The sequence below is a fragment of the Sinomonas sp. RB5 genome (genome assembly GCF_054063535.1).
The window spans coordinates 114261-134878 of record NZ_JBSSGJ010000008.1 but is presented as its reverse complement, the minus strand read 5'-3'; the positions used below and the strand labels follow the sequence as shown (position 1 = coordinate 134878).

At 70.3% G+C, this 20618-nt stretch carries 23 protein-coding genes and 2 tRNA genes; 18 read left to right on the top strand and 7 right to left on the bottom strand.

Annotation, left to right across the window (positions count from 1 at the left end):
- Positions 1–484: 484 nt before the first annotated feature.
- From dnaN to ACVWWH_RS11260, 13 genes are all read left to right on the top strand, one after another.
- Positions 485–1609 (top strand): DNA polymerase III subunit beta, encoded by a 1125-nt coding sequence (gene dnaN / locus ACVWWH_RS11320; RefSeq protein ID WP_066494070.1) that lies wholly within the window; start codon positions 485–487, stop codon positions 1607–1609.
- Positions 1610–1668: 59 nt separating this feature from the next.
- Positions 1669–2553 carry a phosphogluconate dehydrogenase (NAD(+)-dependent, decarboxylating) gene (gnd, locus tag ACVWWH_RS11315; RefSeq protein ID WP_066494071.1) on the top strand — a complete coding sequence of 295 codons (885 nt, stop codon included), beginning with the start codon at positions 1669–1671 and terminating at the stop codon, positions 2551–2553.
- Between the two features lie 19 nt (positions 2554–2572).
- The gene (recF, locus tag ACVWWH_RS11310) at positions 2573–3862 is read left to right on the top strand and encodes a DNA replication/repair protein RecF (RefSeq protein WP_066494072.1); all 1290 of its coding nucleotides are present in this window, start codon (positions 2573–2575) and stop codon (positions 3860–3862) included.
- Positions 3855–4406, top strand: coding sequence for a DUF721 domain-containing protein (locus tag ACVWWH_RS11305; protein ID WP_457316646.1), 552 nt, complete (start codon positions 3855–3857; stop codon positions 4404–4406). The genes recF and ACVWWH_RS11305 overlap by 8 nt, the downstream gene beginning before the upstream one ends.
- A 335-nt stretch (positions 4407–4741) precedes the next feature.
- Positions 4742–6721 carry a DNA topoisomerase (ATP-hydrolyzing) subunit B gene (gene gyrB, locus ACVWWH_RS11300; protein ID WP_229710885.1) on the top strand — a complete coding sequence of 660 codons (1980 nt, stop codon included), beginning with the start codon at positions 4742–4744 and terminating at the stop codon, positions 6719–6721.
- 34 nt (positions 6722–6755) lie between these two features.
- On the top strand, positions 6756–9416 hold the full coding sequence (gyrA, locus tag ACVWWH_RS11295) for a DNA gyrase subunit A (protein ID WP_066494078.1): 2661 nt from the start codon (positions 6756–6758) through the stop codon (positions 9414–9416).
- Positions 9413–10045: a DUF3566 domain-containing protein gene (locus ACVWWH_RS11290; RefSeq protein WP_084249186.1), complete on the top strand. Its 633-nt coding sequence runs from the start codon at positions 9413–9415 to the stop codon at positions 10043–10045. The genes gyrA and ACVWWH_RS11290 overlap by 4 nt, the downstream gene beginning before the upstream one ends.
- A 63-nt stretch (positions 10046–10108) precedes the next feature.
- Positions 10109–10182: transfer RNA gene (locus ACVWWH_RS11285), tRNA-Ile, on the top strand.
- Positions 10183–10216: 34 nt separating this feature from the next.
- Positions 10217–10336 carry a DLW-39 family protein gene (locus tag ACVWWH_RS11280; protein WP_218030583.1) on the top strand — a complete coding sequence of 40 codons (120 nt, stop codon included), beginning with the start codon at positions 10217–10219 and terminating at the stop codon, positions 10334–10336.
- 16 nt (positions 10337–10352) lie between these two features.
- Positions 10353–10425 (top strand) — tRNA-Ala (locus tag ACVWWH_RS11275).
- A 543-nt stretch (positions 10426–10968) separates the two neighbouring features.
- Positions 10969–11862, top strand: a complete 894-nt coding sequence (locus ACVWWH_RS11270; RefSeq protein ID WP_457316645.1) for a response regulator transcription factor — start codon at positions 10969–10971, stop codon at positions 11860–11862.
- Positions 11859–12263, top strand: coding sequence for a hypothetical protein (locus ACVWWH_RS11265; RefSeq protein WP_457316644.1), 405 nt, complete (start codon positions 11859–11861; stop codon positions 12261–12263). The genes ACVWWH_RS11270 and ACVWWH_RS11265 overlap by 4 nt, the downstream gene beginning before the upstream one ends.
- The gene (locus tag ACVWWH_RS11260) at positions 12260–12505 is read left to right on the top strand and encodes a hypothetical protein (RefSeq protein ID WP_457316643.1); all 246 of its coding nucleotides are present in this window, start codon (positions 12260–12262) and stop codon (positions 12503–12505) included. Before ACVWWH_RS11265 ends, ACVWWH_RS11260 begins: the two co-directional genes overlap by 4 nt.
- Before the next feature lie 108 nt (positions 12506–12613).
- On the opposite strand, the gene ACVWWH_RS11255 is transcribed toward ACVWWH_RS11260, so the two are convergent.
- Genes ACVWWH_RS11255 through ACVWWH_RS11240 form a run of 4 tightly spaced genes read right to left on the bottom strand, consistent with a single transcriptional unit; the run spans position 12614 to position 14483 of the window.
- A complete protein-coding gene (locus ACVWWH_RS11255; RefSeq protein WP_457316642.1) occupies positions 12614–13501 on the bottom strand; it encodes a diacylglycerol/lipid kinase family protein in 888 nt (295 codons plus the stop codon).
- 14 nt (positions 13502–13515) lie between these two features.
- Positions 13516–13716 (bottom strand): hypothetical protein, encoded by a 201-nt coding sequence (locus ACVWWH_RS11250; RefSeq protein ID WP_457316641.1) that lies wholly within the window; start codon positions 13714–13716, stop codon positions 13516–13518.
- 10 nt (positions 13717–13726) lie between these two features.
- Positions 13727–14200 carry a hypothetical protein gene (locus ACVWWH_RS11245; protein ID WP_457316640.1) on the bottom strand — a complete coding sequence of 158 codons (474 nt, stop codon included), beginning with the start codon at positions 14198–14200 and terminating at the stop codon, positions 13727–13729.
- A 40-nt stretch (positions 14201–14240) separates the two neighbouring features.
- Positions 14241–14483 (bottom strand): LapA family protein, encoded by a 243-nt coding sequence (locus tag ACVWWH_RS11240; protein WP_457316639.1) that lies wholly within the window; start codon positions 14481–14483, stop codon positions 14241–14243.
- A 383-nt stretch (positions 14484–14866) separates the two neighbouring features.
- Between ACVWWH_RS11240 and ACVWWH_RS11235 the strand changes: the two genes are divergently transcribed.
- Positions 14867–15946, top strand: coding sequence for a fatty acid desaturase family protein (locus tag ACVWWH_RS11235; protein WP_457316638.1), 1080 nt, complete (start codon positions 14867–14869; stop codon positions 15944–15946).
- A gap of 481 nt (positions 15947–16427) precedes the next feature.
- Here the strand turns inward: ACVWWH_RS11235 and ACVWWH_RS11230 are convergent, their stop codons facing one another.
- Positions 16428–16886, bottom strand: coding sequence for a hypothetical protein (locus ACVWWH_RS11230; RefSeq protein ID WP_457316637.1), 459 nt, complete (start codon positions 16884–16886; stop codon positions 16428–16430).
- 291 nt (positions 16887–17177) lie between these two features.
- On the opposite strand from ACVWWH_RS11230, the gene ACVWWH_RS11225 reads away from it, so the two are divergent.
- Positions 17178–17654, top strand: a complete 477-nt coding sequence (locus tag ACVWWH_RS11225; RefSeq protein WP_457316636.1) for a hypothetical protein — start codon at positions 17178–17180, stop codon at positions 17652–17654.
- Positions 17655–17957: 303 nt separating this feature from the next.
- On the opposite strand, the gene ACVWWH_RS11220 is transcribed toward ACVWWH_RS11225, so the two are convergent.
- Both ACVWWH_RS11220 and ACVWWH_RS11215 read right to left on the bottom strand, forming a co-directional pair.
- Complete coding sequence (locus ACVWWH_RS11220) at positions 17958–18176, bottom strand: hypothetical protein (protein ID WP_066494106.1); 219 nt, start codon at positions 18174–18176, stop codon at positions 17958–17960.
- A 67-nt stretch (positions 18177–18243) separates the two neighbouring features.
- Entirely contained in the window at positions 18244–18522 is a 279-nt protein-coding gene (locus ACVWWH_RS11215) for a hypothetical protein (protein WP_457316635.1), read from the bottom strand.
- 841 nt (positions 18523–19363) lie between these two features.
- Between ACVWWH_RS11215 and ACVWWH_RS11210 the strand changes: the two genes are divergently transcribed.
- From ACVWWH_RS11210 to ACVWWH_RS11200, 3 genes are all read left to right on the top strand, one after another.
- Entirely contained in the window at positions 19364–19603 is a 240-nt protein-coding gene (locus ACVWWH_RS11210) for a hypothetical protein (RefSeq protein ID WP_457316634.1), read from the top strand.
- A gap of 175 nt (positions 19604–19778) precedes the next feature.
- Complete coding sequence (locus ACVWWH_RS11205; protein WP_066494114.1) at positions 19779–19970, top strand: hypothetical protein; 192 nt, start codon at positions 19779–19781, stop codon at positions 19968–19970.
- Between the two features lie 119 nt (positions 19971–20089).
- Entirely contained in the window at positions 20090–20449 is a 360-nt protein-coding gene (locus ACVWWH_RS11200; RefSeq protein ID WP_229710924.1) for an SPW repeat protein, read from the top strand.
- Positions 20450–20618 lie beyond the last annotated feature (169 nt).

Here is a 20618-nt window from a genome sequence, read left to right as displayed (position 1 = left end):
TATTAACAGGCGGCTGTGGACAACCCTGTGGATGCTTAAGTGCACATCCCGGCCGCATGGGCTTAAAACCCCCAGGACCGCTGTGGAGAGCCCGAACGACACGAATCCGGGGATCCACAGTCCGCCCTCAGGCTCTCCCTGCCGGATCAACACCGGATGAACAGCCCAGTTCCGCGGCAGGCCGCGGCCACAGGCGGTTATCCACAGTTTCCACAGCACTTATTAACACCACCAATTACAAGAATCTTCAGACTCGTTAGCCAACAGTTGCCCTTCCCCGCCCGGACAGCACCCGACCCGGACCGGAAGCCCGGCAGCACCGACGCCGCTGGCTTGAACCCGTCGGCGCCCATGGGGCTAAGCTGTGCTCAACGCTTGCTGTGGGTCCGCCGCCTCGAACCGAGGCCCTGGCCGGACCCGGCCGGCACCCCTGAACGTGTGCCCCCGCGGCCAATGAGACAGCGATGAAAGGCGGAACGCGTCCGTGAAGTTCCGAGTCGAACGGGATGTCCTCACCGAGGCCGTGAGCTGGGCGGCCCGCTCGCTCTCTCCGCGTCCCCCTGTGCCTGTCCTGGCCGGTCTTCTGCTCAAGGCGCATGACGGCGTCGTCAGCCTGAGCAGCTTCGACTACGAGACGTCGGCACGCCTCGAGATCCCCGCCGAGATCCGCGAAGAGGGCACCATCCTGGTCTCCGGACGACTCCTCGCGGACATCTGCCGCAGCCTCCCCGCCGCTCCCGTGGACGTGGAGACGGACGGCACCAAGGTCACCCTCACGTGCCGCCGCAGCTCCTTTCACCTCGCCACGATGCCCGAGGCCGAGTACCCGCCCCTTCCCGGGCTCCCGGCCATCCTCGGCTCCGTCTCCGGCGACACATTCGCCAAGGGCGTCGCCCAGGTGACGATCGCCGCGAGCAAGGACGACACCCTGCCCATCCTCACCGGCGTGCGGATGGAGATCGAGAACGAGCTCATCACCCTGCTCGCCACCGACCGCTACCGCCTCGCGATGCGCGAGATCCCCTGGAATCCCGCGAGCCCCGGCACCTCCACCGCCGCCCTCGTGAAGGCGAAGACCCTCAGCGAGGTCGCCAAGACCTTGGGCGGCTCCGGCGAGCTGAGCCTTGCCCTGGCAGACGACGACTCGCGGCTGATCGGCTTCGAGAGCGGCGGCCGCACCACGACCTCGCTCCTGGTCGACGGCGACTATCCCAAGATCCGGTCCCTCTTCCCCGAGTCGACCCCGATCCACGCCGTGGTCGCCACCCAGGAACTGGTGGAGGCCGTGCGCCGTGTCTCGCTCGTCGCCGAGCGCAACACCCCGGTCCGCCTCGCGTTCACCGACGGCCTCGTGACCCTCGACGCGGGCACAGGCGAGGACGCCCAGGCCTCCGAGGAGCTCGAGGCGAAGCTCGACGGCGAGGCGATCACCGTGGCGTTCAACCCGCACTACCTCATCGAGGGCCTTGCCGTGATCGAGACGCCGTTTGTGCGGTTCTCGTTCACGAGTGCCCCGAAGCCGGCCATGATCACCGCCCAGCGGGAGCTCGACGGCGAGGACGAGGTCGACTACCGCTACCTCGTCATGCCGGTGCGCCTGCCGAACTGACCCGGGTCCGGCATCCCGCCGCTCCACACGACCACAGCCCCACGAAGGGAGACCCGGCTATGCACATCGGACTCATCGGCCTCGGCAAGATGGGCTTCAACATGCGTGAGCGGCTGCGCCGCGCAGGCATCGAGGTCACCGGGTACGACCGCAATCCGGAGGTCTCGGACGCAGCCTCCGTGGACGAGCTGGTTGCCGCGCTGCCGGCCCCGCGCATCGTGTGGGTCATGGTGCCCTCCGGCGCTGTCACCGATGCGGTCGTCGCAGACCTCGCGGAGAAGCTCGACGAGGGCGACCTCGTGATCGACGGCGGGAACTCGCGCTTCACCGAGGACCAGCGCCACGCCGAGCAGCTCGCGCAGAAGGGGATCCGCTTCGTCGACTGCGGGGTCTCCGGCGGGGTGTGGGGACTCGAGAACGGCTACGGCCTCATGGCCGGCGGGGACGCAGCAGACGTGGAGCGGGCGCTGCCCGTCTTCGACGCGCTCCGTCCGGAGGGCGAGCGGGCCGACAGCTTCGTCCACGTGGGCGGCACGGGCGCGGGACACTACGCCAAGATGGTCCACAACGGCATCGAGTACGGACTCATGCAGTCCTACGCCGAGGGCTACCAGCTGCTGGCCGCGAAGGACATCATCACCGACCTCCCCGGGACGTTCCGCGCGTGGCAGAAGGGCACGGTGGTGCGCTCGTGGCTGCTCGACCTCCTGGTCAAGGCGCTCGAGGAGGATCCCGGCCTGGACAACATCGACGACTACGTCGAGGACTCGGGCGAAGGCCGCTGGACGGTCGAGGAGGCGATCGCCAACGCGGTGCCGGCCCCCGCGATCACCGCGGCGCTGTTCGCGCGCTTCGAGTCGCGCGAGGATTCCTCCCCCGCGATGAAGATGGTCTCGGCCCTCCGCCACCAGTTCGGCGGGCACGCGACGCGCCCGGCGAAGTAGAGCGGAGCTCCGCCGACCGGTGTACGTCGAACGCCTCTCCCTGACCGACTTCCGCTCCTACGCCCAGCTCGACCTCGAGCTGGGCCCGGGTGCGACGGTCCTCGTGGGCCAGAACGGGGTCGGCAAGACCAACCTCGTGGAGGCGCTCGGGATGCTCTCGACGCTCAGCTCCCACCGCGTCAGCTCCGATGCCCCGCTGGTGCGGTTCGGCGCGGAGCGCGCCCTGGTCCGGGCCGCGTTCGTGCGCGGCACGCAGCGCTCGGCGCTCGAGCTGGAGATCAACCCCGGGCGTGCGAACCGCGGCCGGATCAACCGCGGGGCCACCATCCGCGCCCGGGACCTGCTCGGGATTGCCCGCACAGTCCTGTTCGCCCCAGAGGACCTCGCGCTCGTCAAGGGCGACCCCTCGGCCCGGCGCAGGTTCCTCGACGAGCTCCTGACCGTGCTCCTGCCCCACCTGGCGGGGACCCGCGCGGACTACGACCGCGTGCTCAAGCAGCGCAACGCGCTCCTGAAGAGCGCCCGGTCCGCGCGGTTCTCGCGCCGCGGAGGCGGCACGGACGCCCGTGACGCCTCGGGCGGGGCCAGCGTCGAGTCGACGCTCGACGTGTGGGACACCCACCTCGCCCAGGCCGGGGCGCGCCTGCTGGCCGCGCGGGCCGCCCTCGTCGCGCGCCTCGCCCCGCATCTCGACGCCGCCTATGCCCAGCTCACGGACGGATCGAAGGTCGCCCGCGCCGTCTACCGCTCGAGCGTCGAGGGAGGCGTCCCCGACGCGGAGGAGGATGCGGACGACGCCGGCCCCCCGCCGTCGTCCGTCGGGGAACCCGCGGCGGCGGCCGGCTCCCCCGGCCTCGCGGGCCTCGGGGCCGACGAGATTGCCGAGCGCTTCCTCGCCGCCCTCGCGGCGGCGCGCCCGCGGGAGCTCGAGCGGGGCCTGACGCTCGTGGGACCGCACCGCGACGACCTCGAGCTGTTCCTCGGCGAGGCCCCGGCGAAGGGGTTCGCCTCGCACGGCGAGACCTGGTCGTTCGCGCTCGCGCTCCGGCTCGCCTCCTACTACGTGATGCTCGACGACTCGGCGGTGCCCGGCGACGAGCCCATCCTCATCCTCGACGACGTGTTCGCCGAGCTCGACGCCACGCGGCGCGCCCGGCTCGCCGCGATCGTGGCCAAGGCGGAGCAGGTCCTCGTCACGGCCGCGGTCGACGCCGACATCCCGCCCGAGCTGGGTGGCCGGCGGATCCGCGTGTCTCCCGGCGCCGTCGAGGACGGGGACGCCGCACTCCCGGAGCACGAGGATGGCTGAGGACAAGGACGCCGGGGTCCCCGACGCGGTCCCCGACGGCATCGACGCCGCGCGCGCGGCCCTCAACCGGGTGCGCCGGGCCGCCGAGGCGCGCGGCGAGGTCCGCGTCCGCGCCACCGGTCCGCTCGTGGCCGATCCCAACGCGCCCCGGCCCCGCACCCGGCAGCGGCCAGCGGCCGGCTACAGCGGGCGGGACCCGCAGGGCCTCGGCAGCGTGGTCACCCGCATGGTCGCTGAGCGCGGCTGGAACTCCCCCGTGTCCGTCGGGTCGGTCATGTCCCGCTGGGCCGAACTGGTGGGCCCGGAGATCTCGGCCCACTGCACCCCGGAGAGCTTCGAGGGCACGGAGCTGCGCGTCCGCTGCGATTCCACCGCCTGGGCCACCCAGCTCAGGCTCCTGGCCCCGAGCCTCATGGACCGCTTCCGCCGCGAGCTCGGCGACGGGATCGTCACCCGGATCCACGTGCTGGGGCCTTCGGCGCCGAGCTGGCGGAAGGGCCCGCGGCACGTCCGCGGCCGCGGACCGCGGGACACCTACGGGTGAGGAAGGCCGGATCCCGTGGACGGCGCGTGGGACGCCCGGCAGCCCCGGACCCACATCCCCCCTTGGACGGCGGCCGCCGCGAGTCGCCTTGAGCCGTTTGCGCCCCTCCCAGAGGCAATCGCCCGTGCGTTGGCGGCCCCCGCGCGGGGGAACCGGTAGAATTGACACGTTAAGCCTGCCGAACGGAAGAGGGGTCGAGAACGCCTGTGGCTGACGAGAGTCCAGTGGACCCAAACACCCAGCAGAACGAGCACCAGCCCAGTGGGCAGCAGGACGCGTCACAGCCCTCCGGATCCAGCCCCGAGCCCCGGGAATACGGGGCGAGCAGCATCACCGTGCTCGAGGGCCTCGAGGCCGTCCGCAAGCGCCCCGGCATGTACATCGGCTCCACCGGACCCCGCGGCCTCCACCACCTCGTCTACGAGGTCGTGGACAACTCGGTCGACGAGGCGCTGGCCGGGTACTGCGACCACATCAAGGTCACGCTCCAGGACGACGGCGGCGTGCGCGTCGAGGACAACGGCCGCGGCATCCCGGTCGACATCCACCCCACCGAGGGCAAGCCCACGGTCGAGGTCGTCATGACCATCCTGCACGCCGGCGGCAAGTTCGGCGGCGGCGGCTACAGCGTCTCGGGCGGCCTCCACGGCGTCGGCATCTCCGTGGTCAACGCGCTCTCGACCCGCGTCGACACCGAGGTCAAGCGGCAGGGCCGCGCCTGGCGCATGTCGTTCCGCGACGGCGGCCAGCCGGTCGGCGGGCTCGTCGAGGGCGAGGCGACGGACGAGACCGGCACGACCCAGACCTTCTACCCGGACCCGGCGATCTTCGAGAGCACCGAGTTCGACTTCGAGACCCTCCGCGCCCGCTTCCAGCAGATGGCCTTCCTCAACAAGGGCCTGCGCATCACCCTCACGGACGAGCGCCGCGGCGAGGAGGAGGAGAGCGAGGTCGCCGGCGAGGGCGCCGAGGCGGGGATCCCCGCCGAGGAAGCGGCCTCCACCCCCACCCGCCGCGTGGTCGACTACAAGTACGACGACGGACTCCTCGACTACGTCAAGCACCTCAACTCCTCGAAGAAGATCGAGGTCGTGCACGAGGAGGTCATCGCGTTCGACAGCGTGGACCACGAGCGGAAGATGGCCCTCGAGGTCGCGATGCAGTGGACCACCGCCTACGCGGAGTCGGTGCACACGTACGCGAACACCATCAACACCCACGAGGGCGGCACGCACGAGGAGGGCTTCCGCGCGGCGATGACCTCGCTCGTCAACCGCTACGCGCGTGAGAAGGGCATCCTCAGGGACAAGGACGACAACCTCAGCGGCGAGGACGTGCGCGAGGGCCTCACCGCCGTCGTCAGCATCAAGCTCGCCGAGCCGCAGTTCGAGGGCCAGACCAAGACCAAGCTCGGCAACTCCGAGGCCAAGGGCTTCGTCCAGCGCGTCGTCACCGACCAGCTCGGCGACTGGCTCGAGCGCAACCCCGGTCCCGCCAAGGACGTGATCCGCAAGGCCATCCAGGCGTCGCAGGCCCGCATGGCTGCGCGGAAGGCCCGCGACAACGCGCGCCGCAAGAGCCCGCTCGAGTCCTTCGGGATGCCCGGCAAGCTCTCGGACTGCTCGAGCAAGGACCCCTCGCGCTGCGAGGTCTACATCGTGGAGGGCGACTCGGCCGGCGGCTCCGCCAAGCGCGGCCGCAACCCCGAGACCCAGGCGATCCTGCCGCTGCGCGGCAAGATCCTCAACGTGGAGCGCGCGCGCCTGGACAAGGCGCTCGGCAACGCCGAGGTCCAGTCGATGATCACCGCGTTCGGCTCGGGGATCGGCGAGGACTTCGACATCGCCAAGCTGCGCTACCACAAGATCGTGCTCATGGCCGATGCCGACGTGGACGGCCAGCACATCACCACGCTGCTGCTGACGCTGCTGTTCCGGTACATGCGCCCGCTCATCGAGAACGGCTACGTGTACCTCGCGCAGCCGCCGCTCTACCGCATCAAGTGGTCCAACCACGCGCACGACTACGTGTTCAGCGACCGCGAGCGGGACGAGGCGATCCGGGCGGGCCTGGCCAACGGCCAGCGGCTGCCCAAGGAGAACGGGATCCAGCGCTACAAGGGCCTCGGCGAGATGGACTACACCGAGCTGTGGGACACCACGATGGACCCGGACCGGCGCACGCTCCTGCAGGTGACGATGGAGGACGCCGCGGCCGCGGACCAGACGTTCTCCGTGCTGATGGGCGACGACGTCGAGTCCCGCCGCCACTTCATCCAGCAGAACGCCAAGGACGTCCGCTTCCTGGACATCTGATCTCGGGTCGGAAAGCAATTAGAGGAGAGAATCTTTGAGCGACGAGACTCCCGAGGACCCCACCGCGGGCACGCCGGGAACCGACCCGACGGCCTTCGTGCCCGAGGGCCCCGCCGAAGGCGACCGCGTCGAGCAGGTCGACCTCCAGACGGAGATGCAGCGGTCCTACCTCGACTACGCGATGGCCGTGATCGTGGGCCGGGCGCTGCCGGACGTCCGCGACGGGCTCAAGCCCGTCCACCGCCGCGTGCTGTACGCGATGTTCGACGGCGGCTACCGGCCCGACCGGGCCTTCAACAAGTGCGCCCGCGTTGTCGGCGACGTCATGGGCACGTACCACCCGCACGGCGACATGGCGATCTACGACGCCCTCGTGCGCCTCATCCAGGACTGGGTGATGCGCTATCCGCTCGCGCTCGGGCAGGGCAACTTCGGCTCCCCCGGCAACGACGGCGCCGCCGCACCGCGGTACACCGAGACCAAGATGGCCCAGCTGGCCATGGAGATGGTCCGGGACATCGATGAGGAGACCGTCGACTTCCAGGACAACTACGACGGCAAGAACCAGGAGCCCACGGTCCTGCCGGCGCGGTTCCCGAACCTGCTGGTCAACGGCTCCTCCGGCATCGCCGTCGGCATGGCCACGAACATCCCGCCGCACAACCTGCGCGAGGTCGCCGACGGGGTGCAGTGGTACCTGCAGAACCCGGAGGCAACCCGGGAGGAGCTCCTCGAGGCGCTCCTGGTGCGCATCAAGGGCCCGGACTTCCCGACCGGGGCGACCATCCTCGGCCGCCGCGGGATCGAGGACGCCTACCGGACCGGCCGCGGCTCCATCACCATGCGCGCCGTGGTCAACGTCGAGGAGATCCAGGGCCGCACGTGCCTCGTGGTCACCGAGCTGCCCTACATGGCGAACCCGGACAACCTCGCGATGAAGATCGCCGAGCTCGTCAAGGACGGCAAGATCTCCGGCATCGCGGACCTCCGCGACGAGACCTCCGGCCGCACCGGCCAGCGCCTCGTGATCGTGCTCAAGCGCGACGCCGTGGCCAAGGTCGTCCTGAACAACCTCTACAAGCACACCCAGCTGCAGGACAACTTCGCGGCGAACATGCTCGCAATCGTCGACGGCGTCCCGCGCACCCTCTCGCTCGACGCGTTCGTGCGGCACTGGGTCACCCACCAGATCGACGTGATCGTCCGGCGCACGCGGTTCCGGCTGCGCAAGGCCGAGGAGGAGATCCACATCCTCCGCGGCCTGCTCAAGGCGCTGGACATGCTCGACGAGGTCATCGCCCTCATCCGCCGCTCCCCCACGGTCGAGCAGGCCCGTGACGGGCTCATGGAGCTCCTCGACATCGACGAGATCCAGGCCCGCGCGATCCTCGACATGCAGCTGCGCCGCCTCGCCGCCCTCGAGCGGCAGAAGATCCAGGACCGCAACGACGAGCTCGAGGCCCTGATCGCCGAGTACAACGCGATCCTGGCCGATCCGGCCCGCCAGCGGCAGATCATCTCGGAGGAGCTCACCGGGATCGTCGAGAAGCACGGCGACGACCGCCGCACGCGCATCCTCGCGGGCTTCGACGGGGACATGAGCGTCGAGGACCTCATCCCTGAGGAGGAGATGGTCGTCACTATCACCCGCGGCGGCTACGTCAAGCGCACCCGCAGCGACCAGTACCGCCAGCAGCACCGCGGCGGCAAGGGCGTCCGGGGCGCGCAGCTGCGCGGCGACGACGTCGTGGAGCACTTCTTCGTCACGACGACCCACCACTGGCTCCTGTTCTTCACCAACCTCGGCCGCGTGTACCGGGCCAAGGCCTACGAGCTCGCCGAGGGCGGCCGGGACGCGAAGGGCCAGCACGTGGCGAACCTGCTCGCCTTCCAGCCCGACGAGCGGATCGCCCAGGTCCTGGACCTGCGGGACTACCAGCAGGCGCCCTACCTGGTCCTCGCGACCAAGGCGGGCCTCGTGAAGAAGACCCGCCTCGAGGACTACGACACCAACCGCTCGGCCGGCGTCATCGCGATCAACCTGCGCGACGGCGACGAGCTGGTCTCGGCGCAGATCGTCTCCGAGGACGACGACCTCATGCTCGTCTCAAGGCACGGCCAGTCCGTGCGCTTCACGGCAGACGACGATGCCCTGCGCCCCATGGGCCGGGCCACCAGCGGCGTGACGGGCATGAAGTTCCGTGACGACGACGAACTCCTCGCCGCCGACGTCGTGGCCGAAGGTTCGTACGTCTTCATCGTCACCGAGGCCGGCTACGCGAAGAAGACCAGCGTCGAGGAATACCGCCGCCAGGGCCGCGGCGGCCTCGGCATCAAGGTCGGCAAGTATGCCGAGGGCCGGGGGCACCTCATGGGCGCCCTCATCGTCACCGATGAGGACGAGGTGCTCGTGGTCATGGGCGGCGGCCGCGTGGTCCGTTCCTCGGTGGCCGGGGTCCCGGCGACCGGGCGCGACACCATGGGCGTCATCTTCGCCAAGCCGGACAAGGGCGACCGCATCATCGCCGTCGCCAAGAACAGCGAACGGTCGCTCGGGGTCGACGGAGCCGACGCGGAGGAGGGCGCCGAAGGCGCTCCCGAAGCTGCCCCTGGCCCCCAGGAGGAGGCAGCGGTGGAGGCTCATGCCGTAACGTTGTCCCCAGACTCTGACCAGACTCCGGGAGGTAACGAGTGAGCACGCCCGAGAACACGCCGTCGTCCGGGGGCTATCCGCAGGCCGCGTCGCCGGCGCGGCCGCCGCAGCGTCCCACGGTGCCGCCCCAGTCGGCGAACTCCGCGGGCCAGCGGCCGGGAGCCCGGCCTGCGGAGCGTCCGCTCACCGCGGCGGCCGCGCAGCGTGCCGCCACCCAGCGGCCGGTCGGTCCTGGCCAGCGCCCCGGCCCCCAGGGCCAGCGCCCCGGCCAGGCGGGCCTCGTCCGGCCGGCGCCGAAGGCCAAGCAGCGCCGTGCGCGGCTGATCGTGAGCAAGGTCGACACCTGGTCCGTGCTCAAGATGTCGTTCCTGCTCTCAGTGGCCCTCGGCATCGTCACGGTCGTCGCCTCGATCGTGCTGTGGATGGTCCTCGACGTCACCGGCATCTTCGACAAGATCAACGGCCTCCTCGGCGAGATTGGCGGCTCGGAGAGCGGCGGCTCCCTGGACCTGAAGAAGATCGCTTCCCTCGGCCAGGTGGCCTCCTTCGCGACCATCATCGCCGTGGTCAACGTGGTGCTCCTGACCGCGCTGTCGATGCTCACGGCCGTGCTGTACAACATCTCGGCGACCCTCGTGGGCGGCGTCGGAGTGACCCTCACCGACGACTGACCGGGATTTGGCCGCGGGCCGAGGTGTGCTGTAGAGTCATATCTCGGCCCGAGGGCCACGTGAGGGCGTATAGCTCAGGCGGTTAGAGCGCTTCGCTGATAACGAAGAGGTCCCAGGTTCAAGTCCTGGTACGCCCACGGATCCTTGCGTCCGGACCATGTGGAGGTGCCCGTGAAGAGACTGATTGCCATCGCAGTCGCCGCTCTTGCGGGTGCCTTCCTGTATCGGAAGGCCAAGGAGTCCGAGGCCCAGAAGGACATCTGGAGCGGCTCGACGGACACGGTCGAGTAGCCCGTTCCAGGAACACGGGGGCATGGCGCAATTGGTAGCGCACCTGCTTTGCAAGCAGGGGGTTAGGGGTTCGAGTCCCCTTGCCTCCACCGCGAGTTGAATAGAGGAAGCCAGGCGTTCTGAACGCCTGGCTTCCTTGTTTTCCCCGGCCTGACGCGGATTTCGCCGCTGGGGACGCGGGGCGGATGCCGACGCCGAGTCAAGGACCGGCCATCCCGGATGCGTCGCCGGTGCCCGCTCAGCTCCCCCAAGTGCGCACGGGTCCGGCCGCCGTAGACCCGGTATCCGGCGCAGAAGCTCGCGGCGACACGGGCGAGCGCGGCCGCCCGGGAAGCCCCTGGCGATCCCCCGCGCGCGACGGGGGGATCTGTCTGGCGGGGCTGCCCGGCAGCTCCTAATGCGGGTGGTCCTCTCAACGAGTGTCTCCATCCTCGACGCCCTGCCGGGGCCTCACGTGCTCACCGGACATGGCCGCTGGGGCGTCAGGAGGCTTAGAATGAGAGAAGCGATCGGCAATCTTGCCCCTGGCTTTCCGCTTTCTGGTAGCGCCTTCACGGGCGCCAGCAGCCGATCGAACGGTTTCCCATCACCGTAGCTCCCAGCCTCCGCATCGCGCCGACAGCCGGCCGGCCATGATCTGGTCGGGCGAGCCGGTGGCACAGGCGCGCCCGGTTCGCACCCCTGAGGGCGTTTTCGTCCTCGATGACCACGAGCTGGTCCGCACCGGGCTGCAGGGCCTCTTGCGTTCGGCGGGGATCGACGTCGCGGGATCATCTGGGTCAGCACGGGAGGCAGCCCGCCGCATTCCCGCGCTGATGCCGGCGCTCGCTGTGCTCGATGATCAGCTCCCCGACGGAACCGGCGCCGACGTGTGCCGGGCCGTGCTGGCCATCGACCCGCGGATACGGTGCTTGATCATCACGGACGCGTATGACGAGGCCGCCCTGATCGGGGCTGTCTTGGCAGGGGCGTGGGGCTGCCTGTCCAAGCAGGACGACGGGAACGAAACCGTCCGGCTAGTCCGCCGCGTGCTGGGCGGCCGAACGGCCTACAGCCCATCGTTCCGGGCCATGCTGCTGGAATCCCCGCAGGCACCCTTCCCAGAACAGGAACTTCCGGGGCTGGCGCCCCAGGAGCTCAAGGTGCTCCTCCTCATCGGGCGCGGGCTCGCCGGCCGCGAGATCGCCGCCACGACGGGCCTTGCGGAGAAGACCATCAAGAACATGACCTCGGTCCTGCTGCACAAGCTCGGCGTCAGCAACCGGACCCAGGCAGCCCTGCTGGTCACCAGGGAGCTCGACCGGTCTGCCGAGGTCCACCGCCGACTCCGGCCTGGCCAACCGGAGGGCTCCACCGAGGCGGTGACCATGGTCCTGCTGGACTGCGTGGCCGAAGCCGACGGCCCTCTCTCGGAGGGCAGCGAGGGCGCAGGTCTCGCGCGGAGACTCGGCCGCGCCCTGGAAGACGCCCGCACCGTGCATCACACCAGCATCAGCCAGCACGCCTCAGGAGGGCCTCAAGCATGAATACAAACTACGTCCGCGGCGCTTCGATCACCGCTGCGGCGTCGCAGTCGGAGATACAGCAGATGCTCTTGGCCTCCGGTGCCACCGGCCTGCGGTGGAGCCGAGAGGACGGCAGGGCGGCGATCTCCTTCAGAGCGGGACCCCGCCGGTTCCGGATCGTCTTGGCCCTGCCGCACACGGCCGACGGTCTGCCTTCCCGCAGCACGCCGTACGCGGCCTCCAAGACCCCTCAGGACCTCGCCCGCCAGCGTTGGAGGCAGCTCTCCCTTCTGATTCGGGCAAAGCTGGACGCCGTGGACTCGGGCATCACCACGTTTGACCAGGAATTCCTGGGCTACATGCTCGATCCGGAGGACGGCGCCTATCATCTGGTGCCCTCGACGTCCTGGACGCGCCCATGAACGAGCTCGAAGCGTCACTGATCATCCGGGCGGGCGCCCAACTGCTCATGGGTGCATCCTCGGACCCGCGGTCCGACCAGGGCTACGCCGCAGTCAAGGAGAACCTCGCGGCCGCTCTGAATGCCCTCGCGGCCGCCCTCGTCAACTTCGAGGCCGGGTCGGCCGAGCCCAACCGTTCGGTCGGCTGGGCTCAGGACCTGCGTAGGGTGGCCGACGATCTCGACAATCTCGACGAGCACTAGGGCGTCTCCCAGCCTTTTCGGCCAGAGGCCGATGGACCTGGGAGCTGCTGCGCGCGAGACACCACTGCCGGCAACGCAGCCGCCGGCCCCCTGAGCGGGACTCTTGTCCTAGCCGAGGGTTGCCAGTGTCTGGCGCCGGGACTCGACGAGCACGGGCGTGCCGGCTCCGACTGTCATGACCTCGCCGTCGATCTGGAGCGGGATCGGGTCGGTGCTGGTGAACCTGTAGCTTGGCACGCTGGTCTGGACCCCGAGTCCGACGGTGACGGCCCGCAGGGCCATGAGCGCGATGCGCCACTTGGCCCCGTGGGGCAGGATGACGACTTCGAACATCCCGTCGTCCGGGAAGCCTGCCGCGCTGATGCGGCCGTACTTGGCGATCCGGGTGATGTTGGCCAGGATCAGGCTGTCCAGCACGGCCCGCGCGCCGTCCGCGCGGGTGATCTCCAGGGGTGTGAGGCCGCGCAGGGCGCGGGCCACGGAGAGCAGTTCGGTGAAGCGTCCCTTGACGCCTGCTTCGATGCCGATGGCCATCAGGGGCGTGAGCCCGAACCCCACGTAGGAATGGGCGTAGCGGGACCACTGGTCCGGCCCTTCCCCGACGGTGAGTCGGAGGAGGTCGATGCGGCGGACGTCGCCGCGGACGATCGCGTCGATGATGGGCAGCGTGCGGGTGCTTCGCCGGTGGTCGTTGGCGTTGCCGGCACCCATGACAGCGCAGACGGCCTGGCCGCCGGCGTCCATGGCGCCATTGACGACGTCGTTGTACCCGCCGTCGCCGCTGATGGAGACCAGCAGCGGGCGTCCGCCCTCGGCAGCCGCCAGGGCACGTCCATGGCCGGGGAAGGCTGTGGGGCGCAGGCTCAGCGGCGTGCCGGGCAGGCGGGCGCCCAGCTCGGTCCGGAGCTCCTCGGCCAGGAGTGCCGGGGCCCGGCCGGACGGGTTGTAGATCAGGAGGATCCTGTCGAAGGGTTCCCCTTCACCCCGAGCCCTCATCGCGCACCGACGCGTCAGGGGGTGCGAGCCTCGTGGCGGGAACGGCCCGCAGAAGTTCCCTTGCCCTCGCGCCCGGGACCGCCCTCGCTGTCGCGGGGAGCAGAAGGGGCGTGGCCGCCGTCGTCGTCCCAGACCTCGTTCTCGGCTTCTTCCTCGGCCTCTGCGCTGGGGACCGGAGCGGGCGGGTCGTGGCGGGTCCTGTAGATGTCACTCACTGTGGCCTCCTCACGGGCCGAAGTCGATGGCGGCCGCTTGCTCGGCGACGCGCAGGAAGCGTTCGTGCTCTGCCTCGTCCAGGTCGGCGCGGGCCTGGCGCGCGAGGTCCTTCTGCGCCAGCGCCTTGAGGGTGGCCGTGCGCACGATGGTGCCCACGACCTGCGCGAGGCCGTCCCTCAGCTCTTCGAGGCTGGTGTCGCTGATCAGGAGCCGCCGGTCCGCGATCTGCAGGCCCGCGTGGCCGAAGCCGGCCTCTTCCAGCTTCCTGCGGGTGGATTCCGCGTGGACGGCCTCGATCTCGAGCGGGTCCGGGCGGCGCGAGAGGGATGCTGTGACGGTGTACCGCTGCGGCCCCTCGGAGGTGAGGGTCTCGGCGGGCAGCGAGCTGAGGACGATCCCGGTCACCCGGAGGGGATCCTCCGGCCCGGTGAGGTCGCTTGGCCTGGCGAAGAGGTCCTCGGTGCGTTCTGGAGTGGTGTTCATGGCGTCTCCTCGGGCGTGGTTCCGGACTGCGGCAGGATGATCACGCCCTGGCGCCGGCCTTGCGGGACCTGCGGGCATTGGATCGGAGCTGGACGATGCGCGCAGCGCCTGCGGCCGCGACGAGGATGCCGCCGCCGACTGCCGCTATGAGAAGCGCCATGCCCAGGGTGACCGTGCCTTCCAGCCCGAGGAACAGCACCTTGGCGGGCTGCTGATTCTGCAGGATGAAGATGATCAGCAGCACCAGGGCCAGCAGTGCCACCACGACGGCGGCCCACACCATCCCGACCCTGGTGGTCCTGGGCTTGCTGCCGGTCGCGGAGGGGGCCTGGACAGCCCCGGGATCCGGGCCGTTCCGTCCCGTAGCATCTGGGTGGGGCTCTTCTCGTCCTGCGGGGCTCTGGGGGTTGACCGGTAGAGAGGTCATGGTATTCAGCCCTTCTGAGGGGCCGGGACCCGGGCCGGTCTGCGGCTCCTGGGGTCCCGATCCACTGTCTTTCAGGCTACGCCCGCAGCGCGGCGGCCGGCAGGGTAGAAAGGACCGGGTCCGTCAGGGCTGCGTGCGGCCGTGACACGGGTGCTGGGCCCGCCGTACCCTCAGAGGAGGGCAGGTGTCCGGTGCAGGAGTCTCGATCGGGGCGGTGCCCCCAGCGGATCCGAGGAACCATGGCCCAGAACAGCGAACCAGACGCCCGGGCCATTCGCCCGAACCGCGTGGTCAACAGCTATGTGGCCCTCCAGAGGCAGGTGCGGGACGCTGGCCTGCTCGACCGGAGGCGCGGCTACTACATTGCGCTCTTCGCGATCCTGGCCATCGCCTGGGCCGGCGGCTGGACCGGCTTCGCGCTCATCGGACCCTCGTGGTACCAGCTGCTGATCGCGGCTGGACTCGGGATCCTGATGACCCAGTTCGGATTCCTCGCCCATGAGGCCGCGCACAGCCAGGTCTTCGCCTCCTGGGCGGCCAACGAATGGTCCGCCCGCCTCATCGGCAACGGGCTCACGGGAATCAGCTACGCCATGTGGCAGCAGAAGCACTCGCGTCACCACTCCAACCCGAACGTGATCGGCAAGGATCCGGACATCAAGCCCGGGACCATCGCCTTCCACGACGCGGCTGCCGCCGCGCGGCCCCGCTGGCTCGGGTTCGTCACCCGCCACCAGGGCTACCTGCTCTTCCCGCTCCTGCCGTTCCTCGGCTTCGCCCTGCAGGTCGACTCGTTCAGGTTCCTGCTCCGACGGGCCCCCGTGCAGCGCAGGGCAGTCGAGCTGGCGATCCTCACCGCCCGCGTGCTGGCAGTGCCTGCCCTGGCATTCTGGCTCCTCCCCCCGGGCATCGCCGCCGCGTTCATCGGAGTGCAGCAGGGCGTCTTCGGCTTCTACATGGGCGCCACCTTCGCCCCCAACCACAAGGGCATGAAGATCTTCTCAGCATCCGCACGGGCGGACTTCCTCACCCGCCAGGTCATGTCCTCGCGCAACATCCGGGGCGGGCGCATCATGGACGTCCTCATGGGCGGCCTCAACCACCAGATCGAGCACCACCTCTTCCCGACCATGCCCCGGCCGGCCCTGGCCCACGCCGAGAGCCTGATCCGGGCCCAGTGCGCCCAGCAGGGCATCCCCTACACCGCCACGAGCCTCGTGGCCTCCTACGGGATCATCATCAGATACCTCAACGCCGTCGGCCACGGCCTCGGCACCGTCTTCGAATGCCCCCTCGCCACCCAGCACCGCCCCAACTGAGCGCCCCGCGCCGGCCGTCGAGGCGAACCCGATCCGGCCACCGGCCACGACGCGAGGGGACGCCCTTCCAGCACCGCGGCGTCGATGACAGCGCCGGGGAGGCCGGCGAGTTGATCAAGGCCCACCAGCAGCGTCCGGGCGGAAACAGGTCTAGTGTCGGGCGGCGTGACGCCCGGGGATGAGACGCCAAGACAGCGTGGCTCCTTGCCCCGCCACCGCTGCAGGGGCTCTGACCGGCGCATCATGTCAGCCAGGTACCCTGGCCGGTGTGGGCGTCGGGCCGCAGTACAGCTGCCAGAACACGGGTGAGGGCAAGGTCGGGCAGGAGAGTCGGGTTGGGCCATGGCCTCTCGCCGATCCTTCGTTGCCGCCGCCGGTTCCGCGCCGCGGGAGGGCGGAGAGGGCTGCGACGGATGCCTGGGGTCTCTTCAAGGGCCCGCTCCTGGCGGCCCGCAGGGCCTCTGCGGAGGGCGACCCAGTTTCAGCAGGTGAAGCGGACCCCTGCGGCGAGGGCCTCCACGGCCTCCCTGCGGTCCCGTTCGAGCAGTACCATGGCTTCGAGCTCGGAGCGCCGCTGGCCGTGTTGCGCCAGGGATGCGATCGAGACGTCCCGGAACAGGCGGGCAAGCTCGCCCGCCAGACCGGCCCTGAGCTGTTCGAGGTTGGTGTGCTCCACGAGTAGGCGCCGGCCGGCGATGGCGAGGTTGACGCCTTCGTAGCCGGCGTCACGCAGCCGCCGAACGGTCGAGGGGTCTTGGATCAGGTCGATCTCGTACGGCTCGGCCCGCCTGCTCAATGCGACCATGACGGTGTACTTCGATGGGCCGCGGGCGGTGCCCAGATTCCAGGGCAGGGCACTGGCGACGATCGCGTTCAGGGCAATTGCCTGCTCGGGCAGGCGGGGGGCACGCTCGGTGACGGATTCCCTGGTGGTGTCCATGGTCGTTCCACGTCCTTCAGTCGTTCTCTGGATGGCCCCGCGGGAGCCCGCGGGGCGGTCGCTCACGGCAGGGGTGCCGGAGGGTTCACGGCTGGAGGTTTCGCTGGAGACGTGTCGTCGGGCGCCTGCCGGCGCCTCCCCGAAGAGGTGGTGGCAGAAGGACGGCGGGCTCCCGTATCCCAGTCTACGCGCTCTCCGCATCGCGGAAGGGCAGGATCGGAGGCGCGGTGCAGGCAGCAGCGGGCAGGCCCGCCCGGGGGCTCGCGGCGGGTCCGGCGGTACGCTGGGGGCATGGACTACACCGGCTCGCCCCGGGCGCCCAGGGGCGGGGGCCGGGCGCTTCCCCTCACCGCGCTGGGCGATGTGCTCGGGGAGGAGTTCTACAGCCACCCCGAGGAGCACGGATTCGGGGAGTGCGACGAGGAGACCATGGAGCAGCTGCGCCGCGTGCGCCAGGATCCGCAGGCCAGGGTGCGCATCTACCGGGCCCTGCCGCCCGGGCTCGGCCAGATCAACCGCGGGGACTGGATCACCCTCTCCAGGGACTACGCACGCCAGCACGCAATGCGGGATGACGTCGCCGCTCGGGACTGGCCCATCGTCCAGGCCGAGGTCAGCGCCCGCAGCGTCTTCACCGACGGTAGGGACCTGGACGAGTACGGCTACGACGGGCCCTCCCTCGCCGGCCTGCTCGACCAGGGCCCTCAGGCGGACCCCGGTCCCCAGCGACCGCACGGCCGGGAGGAAGACTGGCCCGAAGGGCGCTGATGGCCCACGGCCCGCTGACCCTCGGCTGCGGCCGCCGGGCCCCGGCACGCAGCGAGTCCGTAGTCCCGCCACTCGTCCACCGGACTGCCTGCCCGAGAGCCTCGGCGAGGAAGCGGTGGAGGCAGCGGCACTTCGGCCGAGGTCGCATGCATACTGGAATCTGGGCTCCGGGCTCTCGCCTGCCCCGTTTGCCTCGACGATCGGTTTAGGCCCCGGGCCGGGGCGCCATTGTTCTGGCCGGCCCCCTCCCGGCGAGGAACAGCCTGATGGCGCCGCCGGGCTGCGCCGGGTGTTGCCCCGGCGTCAGTGCCGGTTCCTTGCACTGTTCGCCCTGCGCCGGATGAACTGCTGATCCTTCGGGGAGAGGGCGGCCTCTCCGTGGGGGTCGGTGACGAGTGGGGCTCCGTCGGCGTCGCTGATGGCGTTCGCGAGCGTGCGCGGCAGCATGATGGTCCCGGGATTGTCGAGGAGCCACCGGCGGGTCTCCGGGGTCAGCGAATCCCAGCGTTCTTCGACAGTCATTGCGTGCCTTCCTTGTTGATTGTGCGACGGTTCGTCATCTGCCTTCCGCGGCCCGGCGGTCCGGTGGCTACCCGCTCCAGAGGTCTCCGGCCTCAAGGCGTGCGAGCTGGGCTAGGGCCTGTTCCTCGCCGAGCCCGGCCCTGATCAGGTCGTCGAGCATCTGCTCCCGGCGGCGCGGCGTGTACAGGTCGGTAGGATCGGCCTGCGGGGGCAGAGGGGGCAGATCGCCCCAGGGGCTGTGCGGCGCCGGCCCCCGCTCGGTGCGCCCATGCCGGCGTGGAGTGTGGGACGTGGCGGCCGCAGGTGCCGTGTGGTGGCGGGGCACGTACGCTTGGGTGTCCTTCATCGGTCTTCTCTCCCGGCGCGCGAGGATGACGGGGCATAGTCCGCGCAACCGGCGACGGCTGGTCCGGCCTTCCCCTCTGCCTGCCACGATCCACGACATGACCCGCCCCTCTGGAGGGCCAAAGGTCCCCGGGACACGATTCCGGCCTGACCCACCACTCAATCGAGATGGCGCTCTCGATTGGGTGGTCGAGACTGTCGGGAAGCTGTCGAGGGACATCCCATGCCACCTTGGGCTACGGGGGTGAGGGGTGGGGTCCAGAAGACGCTGGGTCTCCAGGTGGGGTGGCGCGGTTGGACCCGTGGGAAGAGGCCGAGCAGTCGGTGGCCGAGGCCGCCGGTGCCTACGCACAGCTCGAGGCGGCTTGGGAGTCCTGCTGGTCGTCCGGGCCGGGGAGGACGTCCCCGCATCTGTCCAGTTCAGGGACCGGGGCCGGCCACTTCATCGCTCACGCGAGGAGCCCGGTGCCGGCTGCGCTCCTGTCGTTCTCGTGCTGCCTGCCGCATCTGGCCCCGGCGCAGAAGAGCCTGCAGCCGTTGGGCATCCGCCCGGATGACCCATGGCCCAGGAGATCCTTCTCGTGAACGCCCACCCGGACCTGGTGCTCTTCCAGCGCATCCGAGACGGCGAGCCGATTGCGACCGTGCCCCGGGAGGACTTCCGGGACCCGCTCGACCTCGACCCCAGATCATCGCAACCCTCCGGATCGACCTCACCGCAGGCGTCCCGTGGCCCGTTGCCGGTACGGAGTGATGCGTGGCGGGTCCTTCGCCTCTGACCCGGGCCTGCCGTGGGTCCGAGAGTTGGAAGCGGGGGATCCTGGCGCCAGAAGGAGAGGATCATGCTTCGGACAGCAGCGGTGGCTGGGCCCGCGTCGGGCATCGGCCGCGCTGCCCGGGCCGAGGCCGTGCGCTGCCACGGCGGCGGCTGGATCCACTCGGCGTACGCCGTCGCAGGGATGGCGGTCCCGATGCCGGCGAGCGTCGCCGTCAACTCCTTCGGAACCCTCGCCACGCCCGAGGGACTCCGCTTCCTGCTGTCGGGTCGGCCTCGGCGAGGACGGCCCCGGTCTGCTCTGTAGCGGCGCCCCGGCGGGCGATGCAGACCCTGGTCCCGCCGCTGGCCGCGGGGGACGCGCCGAGCGGCGCAGTCCTCCGCAGCGATTCCACCTCGTGATCCCCTGGCGCTCCCGCGCCATACTCGCGGGCATGGCACCCGCGCACATGCCCTCGGAAAGCCCGAAGGAGGGGCAGGCCATGGCAATCACTTCCCCCCAGACGACCCCGCTCCGACGGCGCCGGCGAAGGCGCCTCAAGGTCGCGGGTGCGGCGGCCGCAGTCCTCCTCTTCGTCCTCGGTATCGACGGCACGGACGTGTGCCCGCTCCTGCTGGTCCTCGCAACAGCCTGGGCCCTCCAGGCCAACGAGGTCCGCAACGGCCGCAAATGAGCTGCTTCGCAGGCCCGACCACTGTCGAATCGGGATCCTGGCCACATGGCACATCCTCTGCCCGGATTTCCCGGGCAGGACCCCGGGCCCACCCGGGGAAGGAGAAGGAAACGGAGAACATGATGAAGAAATGGATCCGCTGGGAAGACTACGTCGCGGGAGCCTGCGGCCTGTATACGGCCCTGGCAGTCCTGTGGACCGCGCAGACGTCGATGTCGAGGACCCTGATGCTCGTCTTCGGCATTGTGCTGATCGCCACGGCGGTGCTGAACCTGTCGATGCCCGGCACACCGTGGCTCGAGTACGCCCAGTGCGCCGCGGGCGTGGTGCTCTTCGCCTCGCCCTGGATGGGCGCCTACTCCGACCACACCGGTGCGGCGTGGACGTCCTGGATCGCCGGGATCATCGCCGCGGGCGTGACCGTGGCGGCCATTCGGCCTGCCATGGAAGCGCACCACAGGATGATGCCCTCCCACTGAGGGCATGGCTGAACCGAGAGCGGCCGTGAGCGCCCTCCCAGCAGTCACCTGCTGGGCCAGGGCCCGGCAGCAGGCACGCGTTCATCGGCAAGTGGACACCGACTTCTGGGACTGGGCGCTCTGCTGCAGCGTCCCGGCACCGCTCAGGTGCCGGGACCTTCTGCCGTCC